This window comes from Lysinibacillus sp. NPDC059133, from assembly GCF_042755925.1.
GTDB lineage: Bacteria > Bacillota > Bacilli > Bacillales_A > Planococcaceae > Lysinibacillus.
This window is the reverse complement of sequence record NZ_JBHZDH010000031.1, coordinates 41685-57068: the sequence shown is the minus strand read 5'-3', so window position 1 is coordinate 57068 and position 15384 is coordinate 41685. Positions and strand designations below refer to the sequence as shown.

Below are 15384 nucleotides of genomic sequence, written 5' to 3'. Positions count from 1 at the left end.
CACCCGTTCCCATACCGAACACGGAAGTTAAGCTCTTTAGCGCCGATGGTAGTTGGGGGCTTCCCCCTGTGAGAGTAGGACGTCGCTAGGCAATGAAAACAGTCAGCTGTGTGCTGGTTGTTTTTTTTATTACGTAATTAATATGGACAAGAAGCAAAACTATTGGCAATGAAACAATGTAAAGAGCAACTACAAAACACTAGTCATTGTAGCTGCTCTTTTTCTATTTACTAAAGTCAAATACGATTTTACTTGCAAAGTCGATGCCTAAAAGATAGAGAATATAAAAATGAAAAATATATATATATAAGTATTGCATACTTCACTTTTCTATGATATATTTATAAATGTCTTAAAGAGGTCCCGTGGTGTAGCGGTTAACATGCCTGCCTGTCACGCAGGAGATCGCCGGTTCGATCCCGGTCGGGACCGCCATTATAAACGATAATATAGTTCTTATGATGCTTTTCAATCATAAGAACTTTTTTTAATGTTAATATAAGGAAAATAGTGGATATTTATAATTTCTAAATACTATTCAGTAAAATTGCTTTTATAATATTTCTTAAGGTATCCAATACAATTTAGATGGAGGTGAATACCTCGAAACCCCCGCAAAGAACTGACTAGATAAGACCCTACAGTGTCTGTGTTAACAAACCAGTCAGTGGAATGGGTGTAGCATTTACGTAGCGTTTGAAAAAACCCTACCATTGCGTTTCACTACAACATTAATGAAGATTGATAGAAATAAAGAGTTGGTAATAAATCTAACAAATAGAGCATTAACTATAAAATTATGATGATAATTACCGATTTCTCTCGTGTGAAAAAGATTCGGAGGTGTTAGCATGAGAAATTATTATTACATAAAACGTCTTAATATAAGCTTGCTCATAGGTGTTGCTGTAATACTAGCAGGCTGTGGAGATCCTATTTTAGATATTGAGGAATCCAATGCGTATCACTGGCAAAAAAATATGAATGAAGCGGAATTTGAAAAATTAAAAGAAGGTATGACATATATGGAGGTAGTAAAAATTGCAGGGGGAGCAGGAGAAATGTTGAAAAAAGATCAATACCGCTGGAATGATGAAATACTTATGACAAAAGCTTATAATGTACGATTTAAAGATGATAAATTGGTTAAAAAAGAGATTAGTGAGGTAAAGGGTAAAAAAAAATAAGTATTTCTTTTTATCCCCATTTTACCTATGTTTTAGTAGCGATGCGATAATTACCCCAAGGCATAATTGTTTCAGGCTGTGGACCAATGCTTTTTTTGCATAAGCTGTATAGTAGTGATGTTGAAATGATCTCGTTTTTCTCTAAAAATCTACATGCATAGGTTTGCTTGTATTTAAGCACAAAGCTGATTCCGGACGTAATTATGCCGAGGCATAATTGATTAGTAGTTTCAGCTTGTCTACTCATCCCATGATGAGCACCAACTCGGAGTGAAAATCACTTTTGTTTATTTGATACACAGTAATTTAAATTCTTTTTGTCGACAAGCTGCAACAATTACGCCAAGGTGTAATTGTTTTTTTTGAAATCAATTGGATGTTTTGAACATTTACGCTTGTTTCGGTAAACTAGAAGTAATGGAGCTAGGAGAGGAAAAAGAGATGATGTATGAAAAAATAATGAATTCACTTGATGATACTGAGCATTTTGCGTTGAAGCTAGCAAGCTTACTAGAAACCCAGGATACAATTACATTAGAGGGTGATTTGGGCGCTGGTAAGACGACATTTACGAAAGCATTAGCGAAAGGGCTTGGCGTGAAGAGAACAGTCAATAGCCCGACATTTACGATTGTAAAGCAATATGAGGGGCGTTTACCATTTAATCATTTAGATGTTTATCGTTTAGCAGAAAGCGATGAAGACCTTGGATGGGACGAACTATTTTATGGTGATGCGGTGTCAGTTGTCGAGTGGGCTCATTTGATTGAACAGGATTTACCACAGGAGCGTCTTGGAATAGAAATTTACCGAATCGGAGAAAATCAACGACGATTTGTATTAACACCTCTTGGAAAGCGATATGAGGCATTATGTGAGGAGCTAATGAAATGATTTGGTTAGGGATTGAAACAGCGAATGCACCACTTTCTATTGCTGTAATAAGAGATGGAAAAGTGATAGCAGAGATTGTACAAAATATAAAATTAACGCATTCGGCAGGTGCTATGCCAGCCATTGAAGAAGTGCTGGCAAATGCTGGCATAAAGCCAAGCGAGTTGGATGCGGTTGCTGTATCAGAAGGACCTGGTTCTTATACAGGTGTACGAATAGGTGTGACGCTTGCTAAAACATTAGCATGGACGTTGAAAAAGCCTTTAGTTGGAATATCTAGCTTAAAGTCATTGGCCGCAAATGCAGCACTATATGATGGGTTTATTTGTCCTATTTTTGATGCGCGAAGAGGCAATGTTTATACGGCCGTTTATAAAGGTCGTGAGCTTGAAACAATTATAGATGATTATCACGATCATATTGATGGCTTGTTAGAGCGTTTACAGGTTTTAGAAGCACCGATTTTATTTGTTGGAGTAGATGTAGATGTTTTTTGGCATAAAATCGTAGAGGTGCTAGGTGATTATGCGCAACGCATCCCGTATAGTCATGACTTGCCACGAGCAAGTGAAACAGTACGATTAGCGACGAAAGTGGAGCTACCAAGTGTGGATGCTGTTCATCATTTTGTACCGCAATACAAACGTATTGCAGAGGCGGAGGCGAATTGGCTGAAGGAACAAAAGGAGAAAGCACATGAGTAGTAATGTAATATATCGTAAAATGGTAACTGAAGATGTCCCAGCAGTGTATGAAATTGAACTTGCTACATTTTCTACACCATGGACATTAGACTCTTTTTATTATGAAGTACATGAAAACCAGTATGCACATTATGTGTTAGCTATAGATGACGATAATAACATTATCGGTTTTTGTGGAATGTGGATGGTTATAGACGCAGCGCAAATTACGAACGTAGCCGTTATAGAGGCTGCTCGCGGTCGCGGAATTGGTGAAGGATTAATGCGAGAGGCAATACGTATTGCTAAAGACCATAGTATGGAAGTCATGAGTTTAGAAGTACGAGTAACAAATACAGTTGCTCAAAATCTTTATCGAAAGCTTGATTTCCAAGACGGTGGCATACGAAAAGGCTATTATACAGATAACGGGGAGGATGCCCTTGTCATGTGGGTGAATTTATGATGGAAGATCGAATTATATTAGCAATAGAATCAAGCTGTGATGAAACAGCAGCAGCGATTATTCGAAATGGCTCTGAAATTGTTTCAAATGTGGTTGCATCTCAAATAGAAAGTCATAAACGATTTGGTGGGGTTGTACCTGAAATTGCATCTCGTCATCATGTTGAGCAAATTACAGTGGTCATAGAAGAAGCATTAGCACAGGCAAATATGAAGCCAACGGATTTAGATGCTGTGGCAGTTACTGAAGGCCCTGGTCTTGTAGGTGCATTGTTAATTGGGATTAATGCCGCGAAGGCCTTTGCATTTGCCAATGATTTACCGATGATCGGTGTGCATCATATAGCTGGACATATATATGCTAATGCACTAGTGCAGCCGATGGAATTCCCATTATTAGCGCTAGTTGTATCAGGTGGCCATACAGAGCTAGTTTATATGAAAGAACATGGCTCTTTTGAAGTCATTGGTGAGACGAGAGATGATGCAGCTGGTGAAGCTTATGATAAGGTTGCACGTGTTTTAGGTTTACCGTATCCTGGCGGCCCGCGAATTGATCAATTAGCACATGAGGGAGATGAGGCTGTATCCTTCCCAAGAGTGTGGTTAGAGGAAGGTTCTTATGATTTTAGCTTTAGCGGCTTGAAATCAGCAGTTATTAATTATAAGCATAATATGGATCAGCGTGGAGAAGAGATTTCTCCGACTGCCGTTGCCAAAGGATTTCAGGATAGCGTAGTTGAAGTGCTAACAGCAAAAACATTACGGGCAGCACGTGAATATAAAGTGAAACAGGTTATTGCAGCTGGAGGTGTAGCGGCAAATAAAGGTTTACGTACATCACTTGAGTCTGTATTTGTGGAAGAAGGTATTCCGTTGTATGTACCACCATTAAAGCTGTGTACAGATAATGCCGCTATGATAGGGGCAGCAGCAACACCAATGTTTGAAGCAGGTAATCGTGGTAATTTATCAATGAATGGTCGCCCTGGAATGGAGTTAAAATCCTGGGTGTAACTTATTTCAGCGGGTGTCCAAACACCCGCTAAAATAGAGGAACTCAGTCTAAGAACGCCACGTCCTGTGGCAACGACTGAGTGACCAACTTCGTGCTGTTGCCGCTGACGCTTTGCTTTCGCGCAGATAAAACCCTTTTGCTGTCGCTTCGCTTTCGCACAGACAAAACACGTTGCTGCCGCTGCGTTAGCACTACGCTTTCGCGCAAAAAACATCTGTTGCTGGCGCTACGTTAGCACTGCGCTTTCGCACAAAAAACATCTGCAGGCCTAAGCACAAAGCCGATTCTGGACGCAATTATACTGAGGCATAATTGATTATAGAAAAAGAGGCATTTTAGATTGGATTCTAAAATACCTCTTTTTTGCTTTTATGAAAAAATTGTTGAGAAAACAGTGTATATAAGAAGATTTAAATCTAATTAGTTGACAAATTTTTCAGAAAATTATCCACAGGCAGGACGGAAATTAAAGAGCGAACATCCGTACTTATGCACAAAGTGTTGATAACTTGTGTATAACTTGTGATTATTCAATATATAGTAGCCTGTTTTGCACAGAATGATGTGAATAAAATATTTTTGAATTGTGGACAATGTGGAAAAGTCTGTTGATATGTTGGTATTACTAGATTTATAGTGTGTATAAAGTTGTGGGCATTTTTTGTCGAAAAATAGCACTTGACCAATATATATGAGAAATTAAGGCGAGTAAAGTAAAAAGCCATGTGACACGGCACATGGCTTTACAAGACGCCTACCTTAAAATTGGCAAAAGAAAGAAGCTCGGTAGGGGATGTTATAAAGTAATATTTTCAAGTTCTTCACTTAGCTCCAGCCATTCCATTTCAAACAACTCGTACTGTTCCTTAGAAGTGGATAATTCATCCTGGAGCTGTGAAATTTTTTCGTGGTCTGTGAAAATCTCAGGATCGCAAAGAGCTTCCTCTAAGCGAGCTATTTCAAGATTTACTTGCTGCATTTTCCCTTCTAGTTCCTCAAGCGCGCGTCTAATTTGACGTTCTCGTTTTTTAGCCTCTTTATCAATTTTAGAGGTAGAGATCTTCTCAGATACGTCAGCTTGTACTTGCAGTTGAGCAGCAGCCTTCATTTGGGCAATTTCTAGTAGCTCTTGTTTCTTCTCAAGATAATAATCATAGTCACCTAAGTACTCAAAGGAACCATCACCAGACAGTTCGATTACTTTAGTAGCGATTCGATTGATGAAATATCGGTCATGCGATACGAATAAGAGCGTTCCAGGATAATCGATCAGTGCGTTTTCCAGTATCTCTTTACTATCTAAGTCTAAGTGATTGGTAGGCTCATCGAGAATTAAGAAATTTGCCTTTTGCATCATTAACTTAGCTAATGCAAGTCTAGCCTTTTCTCCACCAGATAAAGACGACACGATTTTATCTACATCAACTCCACTGAATAAGAAACGGCCTAGCACTGTGCGGATATCTTTTTCATTCATTAAAGGCCATTCATCCCATAGCTCTTTTAGAACACTTTTATTACTCGATAGTTTTGCCTGTTCTTGATCATAATAACTAATTTGAACATTTGTACCATGGCGAATCTCTCCAGAGAGTGGTAGCAAATCTTTGACAATGGTTTTTAATAAAGTTGATTTACCAACACCATTTGGTCCAACAAGTGCAATGCGATCTTCTCGGAAAGTGCGTAGCGTGATGCCGTTTGATATTTTCTTATCATCATAACCTATCGTTAAGTCATCGATAGATAATACATCGTTACCACTTTGACGTTCAATTGTAAAACCGAAGCTTGCAGACTTTTCATCACCTTCAGGAGAGTCCATCCATTCTGTTCGTTCGAGCATTTTACGACGACTTTGTGCCATTTTAGTAGTAGAAGCACGAGCAATATTTTTTTGAATAAATTCCTCAAGCTTGGCCTTTTCATCTTGCTGTCGCTCATAAAGCTTCAAATCACGCTCATAATTTTTCGCTTTTTCATCTAAATAGGCACTATAATTGCCTGTATATTTTGTGACACGATGACGAGATACTTCGTAGACAATGGAAACAACCTGGTCTAAGAAGTAGCGGTCATGGGAAACAATTAGAATAGCCCCTTCATAGCCCTTTAAATATGATTCCAACCAAGAGAGGGTTTCAATATCTAAATGGTTAGTAGGTTCATCAAGGATTAATAGGTCAGGTTTACTTAAAAGAAGCTTAGCAAGTGCTAACCGAGTACGTTGTCCACCTGACAGTGAGCTAATTGACTTTTGGTAATCCTCAGGGTAAAACTGCATGCCATGAAGCACAGAACGTGTATCAGATTCATATTGATAGCCACCCGCATCCTTAAAAGTATGCTGTAAATGATCGTATTCAGACATTATTTTTGCATATAAAGTAGGATTTTCATAAACAACTGGGTCGGCCATTTGTTGTTCTAATGATCGTAGTGTTTGTTCTTGGGCGATAAGTGGCTCAAAAATTGTCATCATTTCATCCCAAATCGAAAATGTTGAGTTTAAACCAGCATGTTGCTCTAGGTATCCAATTTGTATACCTTTCGGGATAATAATATCGCCAGAGTCATATGACATTTGACCAGCAATTATTTTAAGTAAAGTGGATTTGCCAGCACCGTTACGACCTACTAATGCAACGCGGTCGCGATGTTGAACTTCTAATTTTACGCCACTTAAAATTTCATCTGCAAGGAAGGATTTATATAGTTGATTGACCTGTAAAACAATCATTCTTGACACCTCAATTCTTCCTTAGTGTAATGGATGAGCGATTGGCTTGCAATGTCGATGCTTTACTTATTCCAAGCTGTCATGTAAGATTGAAACGATTTCCCTTTATTTAGTGGTGTAAAAGCGCTATTAACTAAAGGAAAATCCTCCAGTGAAATATTATAAACTTAGAAATATAAAGCATGTATCATAAATAGAGCTTGATACATTTTAAGGAGGAAAAAGTTTGAAACAAGAATTAAAAATTCCGCAAGCCACTACGAAAAGACTTCCTCTTTACTATCGTTTTATCCAAAACTTTGCACAGGAAGGCATGGAACGCATTTCTTCGAAGGAACTAAGTGAAGCGATGAAAATTGATTCTGCAACTATTCGCCGAGATTTTTCTTATTTTGGTGCTCTTGGGAAAAAGGGATATGGCTATGATGTGCAGCATCTCTTACAGTTTTTTAGCCAAACGCTCGATCAACATGAAGCGACAAAAGTAGCGTTAATTGGTGTAGGGAATTTAGGTAGTGCTTTATTAAAATACAATTTCCAAAAAAATCATAATACTCACATCGTTGTGGCATTTGATTCAAAGGCCCCAAAAGAAGGGAAAATGATTAGCAATATTCCTGTTTTTCACCCTGACTTATTGGAAGAGAAGTATGCAGAATATGGAGCGGAGCTTGCAATTTTAACTGTTTCACCACGCTCTGCACAGAAAATGGCTGATAGATTAGCAGCGATGAACGCAAAAGGAATTTTGAACTTTACGCCAGAGCGTATTACTGTACCAGATAAAATGCAACTTTTAACAATTGATTTGTCGGTAGAATTGCAGGCACTCATTTATTTAATTCGTAATCAGGAATAGTGATAATTGTACATAATTTAACTTCTTTCAGCGGGTGTCGAAACACCCGCTGAAATAGAGGAACTCAGGCTAAGAACTTCACATCCTGTGAAAACGCCTGAGTGACCAGCATCGTGCTGGCCTAAAGCCTCCGGCGGATGTCACGGAAATCGGAAAGGAGTTAATAAAGGATGTTAGCCTAAAATCATCGCATTCATGTGATAACGGCTAACTGACCTGCGTCGGTGCCGCTGCCGCTACGCTTTCGCGCAAAAAACATCTGCAGGCCTAAGCACAAAGCCGATTCCGGACGCAATTATGCCGAGGCATAATTGATAGTATAGCTCTCACAGTTTCTGTAAAATAAATATGAAGTAAAATGTGAGAGTGACTAAAAACTTTCACATATAATTAGTTAGCAAAATGGCGAATTATGCGTTAAAATGATGGATATAAAGAGGAGGTGGCTTTAATGGGTGGGATAGGTCCTATGAGCCTCATTATTATCGGAATTGTCGCATTACTAATTTTTGGTCCTAAGAAGTTACCAGAGCTTGGTAAAGCATTTGGTTCAACATTACGTGAATTTAAAAATGCTACTAAAGGTTTAGCCGACGATGATGATGATGACAAGAAAAAGAAAGAATTAGATAAGTAAGTTAGGATGTTTGAGGAATGAATCCAAAAGATCTAACTGTCATTGAACATATAGAAGAATTAAGAAAACGGCTTTTCATTGTTGCCGTTTTCTTTGTTCTCGCTATGGCTGGCGGCTTCTTTGTGGCAAAGCCGCTTGTTAAATACCTTCAAATTACTGGAGAGTCTTACAATATAACACTTCATGCATTTGATGTAGTAACACCACTTGCAATTTATATCCAAGTCGTTTTTTTAATAGCATTTATTCTATCTTCGCCGGTATTGATGTACCAATTGTGGGCTTTTATTAGTCCAGGATTAAGGGACGTAGAACGAAAAGCAACTTTAAGCTATATACCGTATTCATTTTTATTATTTTTAGCAGGGTTGTCCTTTTCATATTTTTTACTATTCCCTTATGTCATAAAGTTTATGATGAATTTATCAAATGAATTGGAAATTCAGCAAACGATTGGCATACATGAATATTTTACGTTTTTATTTAAGCTTACAATTCCGTTTGGTTTCCTATTCCAATTACCGATTGTAGTCCTGTTCTTTTCGCGTATTGGGATTTTATCTCCTGAGTTACTAATTCGTATTCGTAAGTACTCATACTTTGGTTTATTTGTATGTGCTGCTTTAATCGCACCGCCTGAATTAGCTTCGCACTTAATGGTTTCAGTACCGTTGTTTGTTCTTTATGAAATTAGCATTATGATTTCTCGTATTGGCTATAAGAAATACTTAAAATCAGAGGAAATGCGGATGAAGGAAGAACAAGAAGCTGAGCAAAAACGCCAGATTGAAGATGCGCTTGAACAGCAGAGACGTCAAATCGAAGAATTGAATCAATAATAATAGAAGCTCGATGCTAATTAATAGCATCGAGCTTTTTCGTCAGCTTAACTTTAACTAAAAATCAGTGGGAAGAAAAACTCCCACTGATTTTTATTGCATTTTTTCTAGTTCTTGAAGAAACTTTTGCAATGGTTCTGCATACACTTGTACAAGTGTCACAAAACCATTCAGCATGACGTGAGCGATAATAGACGTCCAAATGCGTTTCGTTTTGTGATATAAGAAGGCAAAAATCAATCCACAAATTGTATAAAGTAAGATATGTGTGAAGTCGTTATGAATAAGTGCAAAGAAAATGGCGCTTACTATAGCGGCTACCCAGAAATTAGTTGTTTGGACAAGCGATCCAAAAATCACACGGCGGAAGACGAACTCTTCTAATATTGGCCCAAATACGACAATCGCTAATATCGCAATAGGAGCACCTTTTGCAATATCTACAATATCAGCTGTGTTTTGCGATCCTCCTTGGATGCCGAATATAGCCATTTCGATAGCTGCACCAATCATTTGGCCAATGAAAACTAAGAAGAAACCAATAATTCCCCACATAATTGATAGCGGTATCGTTTCTTTCTTTCCTTGATAAATATCCCAAAATGTTTTATCGCGAGATGTTATGATTAAGCTTACAATTAACGCAATGGCAAAGCTAAGTGCGATATACCAGCCTTGCGTAAGTGGAGCAGCTTGCTCACTAGGTAAACCTGTTGTACTCATAACAAGCTTGTGAAACGGTTTTGCCAGCCATCTACCTGATAGTTGCATGAGGATATAGATCAGTAAAACATAAAGGGCTGTTTTTTTATGTTTATTTATTTTTTGAGAATTGGTCACAGTCAAAATCCTTTCCATTCAATATGCTACCTTTCTATTGTAGAGGAATATGGAAAGAAAACAAAATTTTTCGAAGTTCTGACTTGCAAAAAAAAGTTTGATTGATTATCATAATAATTGAGTTAGCACTCGGATAGGTAGAGTGCTAATGAACTTAAACTTATATTTAATTAATAGGAGGTTGTTTCACTTGTTAAGACCACTAGGAGATCGTATTGTTATCGAACTAATCGAGGTAGAAGAAAAATCTGCATTCGGTATTGTGCTGCCAGACTCTGCAAAAGAAAAGCCACAAGAAGGTAAAGTTGTAGCAGTTGGGACAGGTCGTATATTAGAGACCGGACAACGTGTAGAACTTGACGTTAAAGTAGACGACCGCATTATTTTCTCTAAATACTCTGGTACAGAAGTTAAATATGAAGGTAATGAATACCTAATTTTACGTGAAAGCGATATTCTCGCAATTATTGAATAGGTTCATATTTTTTTAGTTTATTAAAGTGAATGCCTTTAGTGATTGTCACAGTTAATTAAATGAATTAGTGACAATGACAGTATGGCGAAATTTCTATAAATATATTGATGAAGCTTAACGAATATTCCATTTCAGGAGGGTAAATTCAAATGGCAAAAGATATTAAATTCTCAGAAGAAGCTCGTTCATTAATGCTACAAGGTGTAGATAAATTAGCAAACGCAGTAAAAATTACTCTAGGGCCAAAAGGTCGTAACGTAGTTTTAGAAAAAAAATTCGGTTCACCACTTATTACAAATGATGGTGTAACAATTGCAAAAGAAATCGAGCTAGAAAATCCATACGAAAACATGGGTGCGAAATTAGTAGCAGAAGTTGCTTCTAAAACAAACGAAATCGCTGGTGACGGTACAACAACTGCAACAGTATTAGCTCAAGCAATTATTCGTGAAGGCTTGAAAAACGTAACAGCTGGTGCAAATCCTGTAGGCATTCGTAAAGGGATCGACAAAGCAGTTGTAGCAGCCCTTACAGAATTACACGCTATTTCTCGCCCAGTAAGCAACAAAGAGGAAATCGCACAGGTTGCGGCTATCTCTGCTGCAGATGATGAAGTAGGTCAATTAATTGCAGAAGCAATGGAACGTGTGGGTAACGATGGTGTTATTACAATTGAAGAATCTAAAGGCTTCACGACTGAGCTTGATGTAGTTGAAGGTATGCAATTCGACCGTGGTTATGCATCACACTACATGGTAACAGATACAGATAAAATGGAAGCTGTATTAGATAACCCATACATTTTAATTACTGATAAAAAAATTACAAACATCCAAGAAGTATTACCGTTATTAGAACAAGTGGTACAACAAGGTCGTCCACTGTTAATCATCGCTGAAGATGTTGAAGGTGAAGCGCTTGCAACACTTGTAGTGAACAAACTTCGTGGTACATTCAATGCTGTAGCGGTTAAAGCTCCAGGATTTGGTGACCGTCGTAAAGCAATGCTTGAAGATATCGCAATTTTATCAGGTGGTCAAGTAATTACAGAAGAATTAGGCTTAGACCTTAAATCAGCTGATATTACATCACTTGGTCGCGCTGCAAAAGTGGTTGTGACAAAAGACAATACAACAATCGTAGAAGGTGTTGGCGGTGCAGATGCAATCGAAGGACGTATTGGTCAAATCCGTGCTCAGCTTGCTGAAACAACTTCAGAATTCGATAAAGAAAAATTACAAGAACGCCTTGCAAAATTAGCAGGCGGTGTAGCAGTCATCAAAGTTGGTGCTGCAACAGAAACAGAACTAAAAGAACGCAAACTACGCATTGAAGATGCTCTTAACTCAACTCGTGCAGCAGTTGAAGAAGGTATCGTATCAGGTGGTGGTACGGCACTTCTTAACGTATATGCAGCAGTTGAAAAGGTTGCAGATACAGAAGAAGGCGACGTAGCAACTGGTGTGAAAATTGTTCTACGTGCTTTAGAAGAGCCAGTGCGTCAAATCGCAAACAACGCTGGTCTTGAAGGCTCAATTATCGTAGATCGCCTAAAACGCGAAGAAATCGGTGTAGGCTTCAACGCTGCTACAGGCGAATGGGTAAACATGATGGAAGAGGGCGTAGTAGACCCAGCGAAAGTAACTCGCTCAGCTCTACAAAACGCAGCATCTGTCGCAGCTTTATTCTTAACAACAGAAGCAGTTGTAGCAGACATTCCAGAAGCAGCTCCAGCAATGCCAGATATGTCTGGTATGGGCGGCATGGGCGGAATGATGTAAGGGTTTTTCCCTTACATCTTGAGAAATAGTTACTGCTATTTTTCACCCGATTTGTGAAGCAGTCATGTAAATAATTAATTTCAATAACAATAACCACTTCTCTGTAAACAAGGGGAGTGGTTTTTTTGTTGCTTAAATTTGCATATCAAGATTTTTTAGATGACGGGAAATTCAAGAACACAACAAAAGCGAACATTCAAAATTACAAAATGCTTTTAGGCAAATTCATTGATTATTGCGCTGAGAACCAAGTAATAAATGTTGAGGACATTACTTACAATCATGTGCGACAGCATTTACTCATTTGCCAAGAAAGAGGCGATAAACCAAACACAATTAATACTAAACTTTTGCGAATACATGCATTTTTAAATTACATGGTTGAATGTGAAGTCATATCGAAAAATCCTGCCCACAAGGTCAAAATGCAAAAGCAAGATACTAAGATTGAAGTTTTTACTGACGCTCAAATTAAACAGATGCTTAATTTCTATAGACGGAATAAACAGCGTGAAAAAACATACGTGGCATATCGTGACTACATGGTCATTGTTTTAATCCTTGGTACAGGTATCAGAAGAGGTGAAATTGTTAATTTGCAGTGGAGAGATGTTGATTTTGTAAATAGATCAATTTCAATCTTTGGGAAAACAAGAAGGAAAGAAACGATACCGATTACGGTACGCAGAATGAAAAAGGAGTGGATCAAATGGAGTTCAATGAACAATTAATTACGCAGTTGACGAGGATTGAGGACAAATTGGATAAATTGAATGAGCAAGAGGATGCCCTAAAACAGGGAGTCCTTACAATTAATAAACCAGATAGACCAAATGACATGTCAGATGACCGATACGAAGAATGGGTAAAAGATTGTGAACTTCGTGCTTGGGTTGATTCGTTATCAGATGACCAAATAAATTACCTCAATGGTCGAGTTAAAAGTATGATTATGTTGCTCCTTGCTCCTAAAATTGGACCGTTATCGAAAGAAGAATCTGCTTTGCTACGAGATTATTTCTGATGAAAGCAATTATTATTAAAATCGTTAAGAGCGATGTCGTGCAGACAGTGGCAATAGCATTATGAATTCTTGCCATGAATATTGGTGTATTTGTAGCATTTATTTACATTGCTTTTCCTAAAGACCCTGAAACGGAAGAAATGATTAAACAAGCAGAAATACGAAATGCAGAACATGCTAAATGGTATGAAGAATTGAAAAAGAAAAATGGTTGGGACGATTAGAATTTCGAAATCGGAGCCACCGATTTAAGAATCCAACTACGACAAATGTCTCAGTTAAACTCGGACACATTGTCCGAATTAGATACATTCCAACTGTGAAAAAAATTCGTAGTTGGGAACCATTGGTACGCTTGATGTGGTGAAAGGTTGTAATCACATCACAACCTTTGAGGTACTCTCCACTATAGAGAGCACCTATGACGGACTTACCTATTTTAACGCATACAGATTTGTATTCGTTGTATTTAATCAACGAGCGTAAACTTACGCTGATTAACACGCTATATACATTGTGTATAAAGGTGCTCCTAGCAACTGGGAGTACCCATTGAACTTAATTTCAATAATCTGTTATTATTAACCTAATTACATAAAATAAACCGAATTAAACAATTACATACAAATTATACGTGAGGTTTAATAATATGCAGAGAAAAACAAAATCGGCAATCGTTATCATTGCAGTATTGGTCATCATCGGTGGAGCTTATGCTTACACTCAATTCACAAATCAAATAGAAAAACCTGCTCCCGAAAAAGAAAAAGCAACTGTTGAACATGCTGGAGTAACGCTTGAAGATAAAATTGTTACAAAAGAAGAATTGTTATATCCTGACAATTTAATAGAGCACAAAGTGAACGAAGCCATTCATAGCATGTCTCATCAAAAAGTTGAAGCTAAAGTAAAATGGGGTCATACGCAAATAACACAGGCTAAAGTTGACCGATTGTTAGCTGTTGTCAAAATGAACGATTATAAATATAAAGAACTTTACATTTCAATATTGGAGAGATGGTCGAAAGGTGATTTTTCTCAAGCAATTGATGACCACAATTCCATTTGGGAGATGCAAGGAGGTGACGAGTCAAGAAATTCAGGAAAAGCAACTCGTTTATTGACTGACGAGGAAGAAAAAGAATATGTAGAACACAATTTAACATATGACTTATATGATAAATAGCGCTCAGTAATAACACTATTTTTTATTTGTCCGCTATTTATCAGTTTGTTATCATAATATTAATTACTAAAATCCACCAATTACTAAGATACAAAAAAATTATCGGTGGAGGTTTTATATATGAACGAAGAAAAACCGCTAACAGACAAAGAGCTTTATCATTTAAATATCGCTTTGAACGCAAAAGCCTATGGAATGAAGAACGTGTATAAAAAAACGCTCGCTTTTGAATTGATAAAATTGGGCCACAATTTGGACCATACAATGCGGAACAAGCGCAACGCCAAATTTCAAATATTTGTGTTCACTGAGACTCCCGAATTTATCGCAGACTTAATAGAATTGACCACAAATAAATCACGAGATCAATAACATCATCAAACGTCATTTGCTGTTGATTTAACGCATTTTAAATGATTGTGTATGTATATGCACAAATGAATATTCAAATGGAACGTACCAAACGTGGTACGTTCTTTTTTCATTTATATATGAAGAAAACCATCTTTTTAAATTATTTTCATTTGCTGATTGTCATTTTGGACTTCCAAATATGTCAGGTGACAAATCTACATTCCTGGTAGGTTTAGTCCAGGGAATCCTGGTAAACCTGGTTGGCCCGGAAAGCCAGGAGATTGCCCGCCTGGAAATGGCATAGGACGTGGTGGATATGGCTGTGGCGGATATGGTTGTGGAGGACGTGGTGGATATGGTTGCGGCGGATATGGCTGTGGAGGACGTGGTGGATATGGTTGC

At 37.8% G+C, this 15384-nt stretch carries 18 protein-coding genes, 1 tRNA gene and 1 rRNA gene; 17 read left to right on the top strand and 3 right to left on the bottom strand.

Annotated elements, in window-relative coordinates:
• The 7 genes from rrf to tsaD all read left to right on the top strand — a co-directional run.
• Positions 1 to 91 (top strand): 5S ribosomal RNA (rrf, locus tag ACFXN8_RS16290); the annotation flags it as partial.
• A gap of 268 nt (positions 92 to 359) precedes the next feature.
• Positions 360 to 435 (top strand) — tRNA-Asp (locus ACFXN8_RS16285).
• Between the two features lie 416 nt (positions 436 to 851).
• Positions 852 to 1187, top strand: coding sequence for a hypothetical protein (locus tag ACFXN8_RS16280; RefSeq protein WP_376075613.1), 336 nt, complete (start codon positions 852 to 854; stop codon positions 1185 to 1187).
• A 444-nt stretch (positions 1188 to 1631) separates the two neighbouring features.
• Positions 1632 to 2081: a tRNA (adenosine(37)-N6)-threonylcarbamoyltransferase complex ATPase subunit type 1 TsaE gene (gene tsaE, locus ACFXN8_RS16275; protein ID WP_386846534.1), complete on the top strand. Its 450-nt coding sequence runs from the start codon at positions 1632 to 1634 to the stop codon at positions 2079 to 2081.
• On the top strand, positions 2078 to 2785 hold the full coding sequence (gene tsaB, locus ACFXN8_RS16270) for a tRNA (adenosine(37)-N6)-threonylcarbamoyltransferase complex dimerization subunit type 1 TsaB (RefSeq protein WP_376075611.1): 708 nt from the start codon (positions 2078 to 2080) through the stop codon (positions 2783 to 2785). Before tsaE ends, tsaB begins: the two co-directional genes overlap by 4 nt.
• Positions 2778 to 3230: a ribosomal protein S18-alanine N-acetyltransferase gene (gene rimI / locus ACFXN8_RS16265; RefSeq protein WP_386846519.1), complete on the top strand. Its 453-nt coding sequence runs from the start codon at positions 2778 to 2780 to the stop codon at positions 3228 to 3230. The genes tsaB and rimI overlap by 8 nt, the downstream gene beginning before the upstream one ends.
• Entirely contained in the window at positions 3227 to 4246 is a 1020-nt protein-coding gene (tsaD, locus tag ACFXN8_RS16260) for a tRNA (adenosine(37)-N6)-threonylcarbamoyltransferase complex transferase subunit TsaD (RefSeq protein WP_386846517.1), read from the top strand. Before rimI ends, tsaD begins: the two co-directional genes overlap by 4 nt.
• A gap of 797 nt (positions 4247 to 5043) precedes the next feature.
• Here the strand turns inward: tsaD and ACFXN8_RS16255 are convergent.
• Complete coding sequence (locus ACFXN8_RS16255; RefSeq protein ID WP_386846531.1) at positions 5044 to 6987, bottom strand: ABC transporter ATP-binding protein; 1944 nt, start codon at positions 6985 to 6987, stop codon at positions 5044 to 5046.
• A gap of 226 nt (positions 6988 to 7213) precedes the next feature.
• On the opposite strand from ACFXN8_RS16255, the gene ACFXN8_RS16250 reads away from it, so the two are divergent.
• From ACFXN8_RS16250 to tatC, 3 genes are all read left to right on the top strand, one after another.
• A complete protein-coding gene (locus tag ACFXN8_RS16250) occupies positions 7214 to 7846 on the top strand; it encodes a redox-sensing transcriptional repressor Rex (protein ID WP_376075604.1) in 633 nt (210 codons plus the stop codon).
• A gap of 451 nt (positions 7847 to 8297) precedes the next feature.
• Positions 8298 to 8483: a twin-arginine translocase TatA/TatE family subunit gene (locus ACFXN8_RS16245; RefSeq protein WP_049667836.1), complete on the top strand. Its 186-nt coding sequence runs from the start codon at positions 8298 to 8300 to the stop codon at positions 8481 to 8483.
• Positions 8484 to 8500: 17 nt separating this feature from the next.
• Positions 8501 to 9322, top strand: a complete 822-nt coding sequence (gene tatC, locus ACFXN8_RS16240) for a twin-arginine translocase subunit TatC (protein ID WP_376075602.1) — start codon at positions 8501 to 8503, stop codon at positions 9320 to 9322.
• 93 nt (positions 9323 to 9415) lie between these two features.
• Here tatC and ACFXN8_RS16235 read toward each other — a convergent pair whose 3' ends face one another.
• Complete coding sequence (locus ACFXN8_RS16235; RefSeq protein ID WP_376075601.1) at positions 9416 to 10180, bottom strand: CPBP family intramembrane glutamic endopeptidase; 765 nt, start codon at positions 10178 to 10180, stop codon at positions 9416 to 9418.
• A gap of 172 nt (positions 10181 to 10352) precedes the next feature.
• Here ACFXN8_RS16235 and groES point away from each other — a divergent pair, with 172 nt between their 5' ends.
• The 7 genes from groES to ACFXN8_RS16200 all read left to right on the top strand — a co-directional run bounded on the left by groES (position 10353) and on the right by ACFXN8_RS16200 (position 15000).
• Positions 10353 to 10637, top strand: coding sequence for a co-chaperone GroES (groES, locus tag ACFXN8_RS16230; protein ID WP_376075599.1), 285 nt, complete (start codon positions 10353 to 10355; stop codon positions 10635 to 10637).
• A gap of 149 nt (positions 10638 to 10786) precedes the next feature.
• Entirely contained in the window at positions 10787 to 12418 is a 1632-nt protein-coding gene (groL, locus tag ACFXN8_RS16225; protein WP_386846513.1) for a chaperonin GroEL, read from the top strand.
• Between the two features lie 125 nt (positions 12419 to 12543).
• Positions 12544 to 13149, top strand: a complete 606-nt coding sequence (locus ACFXN8_RS16220) for a tyrosine-type recombinase/integrase (RefSeq protein ID WP_386846511.1) — start codon at positions 12544 to 12546, stop codon at positions 13147 to 13149.
• Complete coding sequence (locus tag ACFXN8_RS16215) at positions 13128 to 13442, top strand: hypothetical protein (protein WP_386846509.1); 315 nt, start codon at positions 13128 to 13130, stop codon at positions 13440 to 13442. The genes ACFXN8_RS16220 and ACFXN8_RS16215 overlap by 22 nt, the downstream gene beginning before the upstream one ends.
• A 74-nt stretch (positions 13443 to 13516) precedes the next feature.
• Positions 13517 to 13666 carry a hypothetical protein gene (locus ACFXN8_RS16210; RefSeq protein WP_386846507.1) on the top strand — a complete coding sequence of 50 codons (150 nt, stop codon included), beginning with the start codon at positions 13517 to 13519 and terminating at the stop codon, positions 13664 to 13666.
• Between the two features lie 425 nt (positions 13667 to 14091).
• Complete coding sequence (locus ACFXN8_RS16205) at positions 14092 to 14628, top strand: DUF6241 domain-containing protein (protein ID WP_376075591.1); 537 nt, start codon at positions 14092 to 14094, stop codon at positions 14626 to 14628.
• Positions 14629 to 14748: 120 nt separating this feature from the next.
• On the top strand, positions 14749 to 15000 hold the full coding sequence (locus tag ACFXN8_RS16200) for a hypothetical protein (protein WP_386846505.1): 252 nt from the start codon (positions 14749 to 14751) through the stop codon (positions 14998 to 15000).
• Positions 15001 to 15197: 197 nt separating this feature from the next.
• Here ACFXN8_RS16200 and ACFXN8_RS16195 read toward each other — a convergent pair.
• Positions 15198 to 15384, bottom strand: a 187-nt coding sequence (locus ACFXN8_RS16195) for a hypothetical protein (protein WP_386846503.1), incomplete at its 5' end; no start/stop codon positions are given.

Coding starts and splice junctions, on each gene's coding strand:
- ACFXN8_RS16245 (WP_049667836.1), top strand. CDS start 8,298: ATGGGTGGGATAGGTCCTATGAGCCTCATTATTATCGGAATTGTCGCA.
- tsaB (WP_376075611.1), top strand. CDS start 2,078: ATGATTTGGTTAGGGATTGAAACAGCGAATGCACCACTTTCTATTGCT.
- ACFXN8_RS16280 (WP_376075613.1), top strand. CDS start 852: ATGAGAAATTATTATTACATAAAACGTCTTAATATAAGCTTGCTCATA.
- ACFXN8_RS16255 (WP_386846531.1), bottom strand. CDS start 6,987: ATGATTGTTTTACAGGTCAATCAACTATATAAATCCTTCCTTGCAGAT.
- ACFXN8_RS16215 (WP_386846509.1), top strand. CDS start 13,128: ATGGAGTTCAATGAACAATTAATTACGCAGTTGACGAGGATTGAGGAC.
- tsaE (WP_386846534.1), top strand. CDS start 1,632: ATGTATGAAAAAATAATGAATTCACTTGATGATACTGAGCATTTTGCG.
- tatC (WP_376075602.1), top strand. CDS start 8,501: ATGAATCCAAAAGATCTAACTGTCATTGAACATATAGAAGAATTAAGA.
- ACFXN8_RS16205 (WP_376075591.1), top strand. CDS start 14,092: ATGCAGAGAAAAACAAAATCGGCAATCGTTATCATTGCAGTATTGGTC.
- tsaD (WP_386846517.1), top strand. CDS start 3,227: ATGATGGAAGATCGAATTATATTAGCAATAGAATCAAGCTGTGATGAA.
- ACFXN8_RS16210 (WP_386846507.1), top strand. CDS start 13,517: ATGAATATTGGTGTATTTGTAGCATTTATTTACATTGCTTTTCCTAAA.
- ACFXN8_RS16235 (WP_376075601.1), bottom strand. CDS start 10,180: ATGGAAAGGATTTTGACTGTGACCAATTCTCAAAAAATAAATAAACAT.
- groL (WP_386846513.1), top strand. CDS start 10,787: ATGGCAAAAGATATTAAATTCTCAGAAGAAGCTCGTTCATTAATGCTA.
- rimI (WP_386846519.1), top strand. CDS start 2,778: ATGAGTAGTAATGTAATATATCGTAAAATGGTAACTGAAGATGTCCCA.
- ACFXN8_RS16200 (WP_386846505.1), top strand. CDS start 14,749: ATGAACGAAGAAAAACCGCTAACAGACAAAGAGCTTTATCATTTAAAT.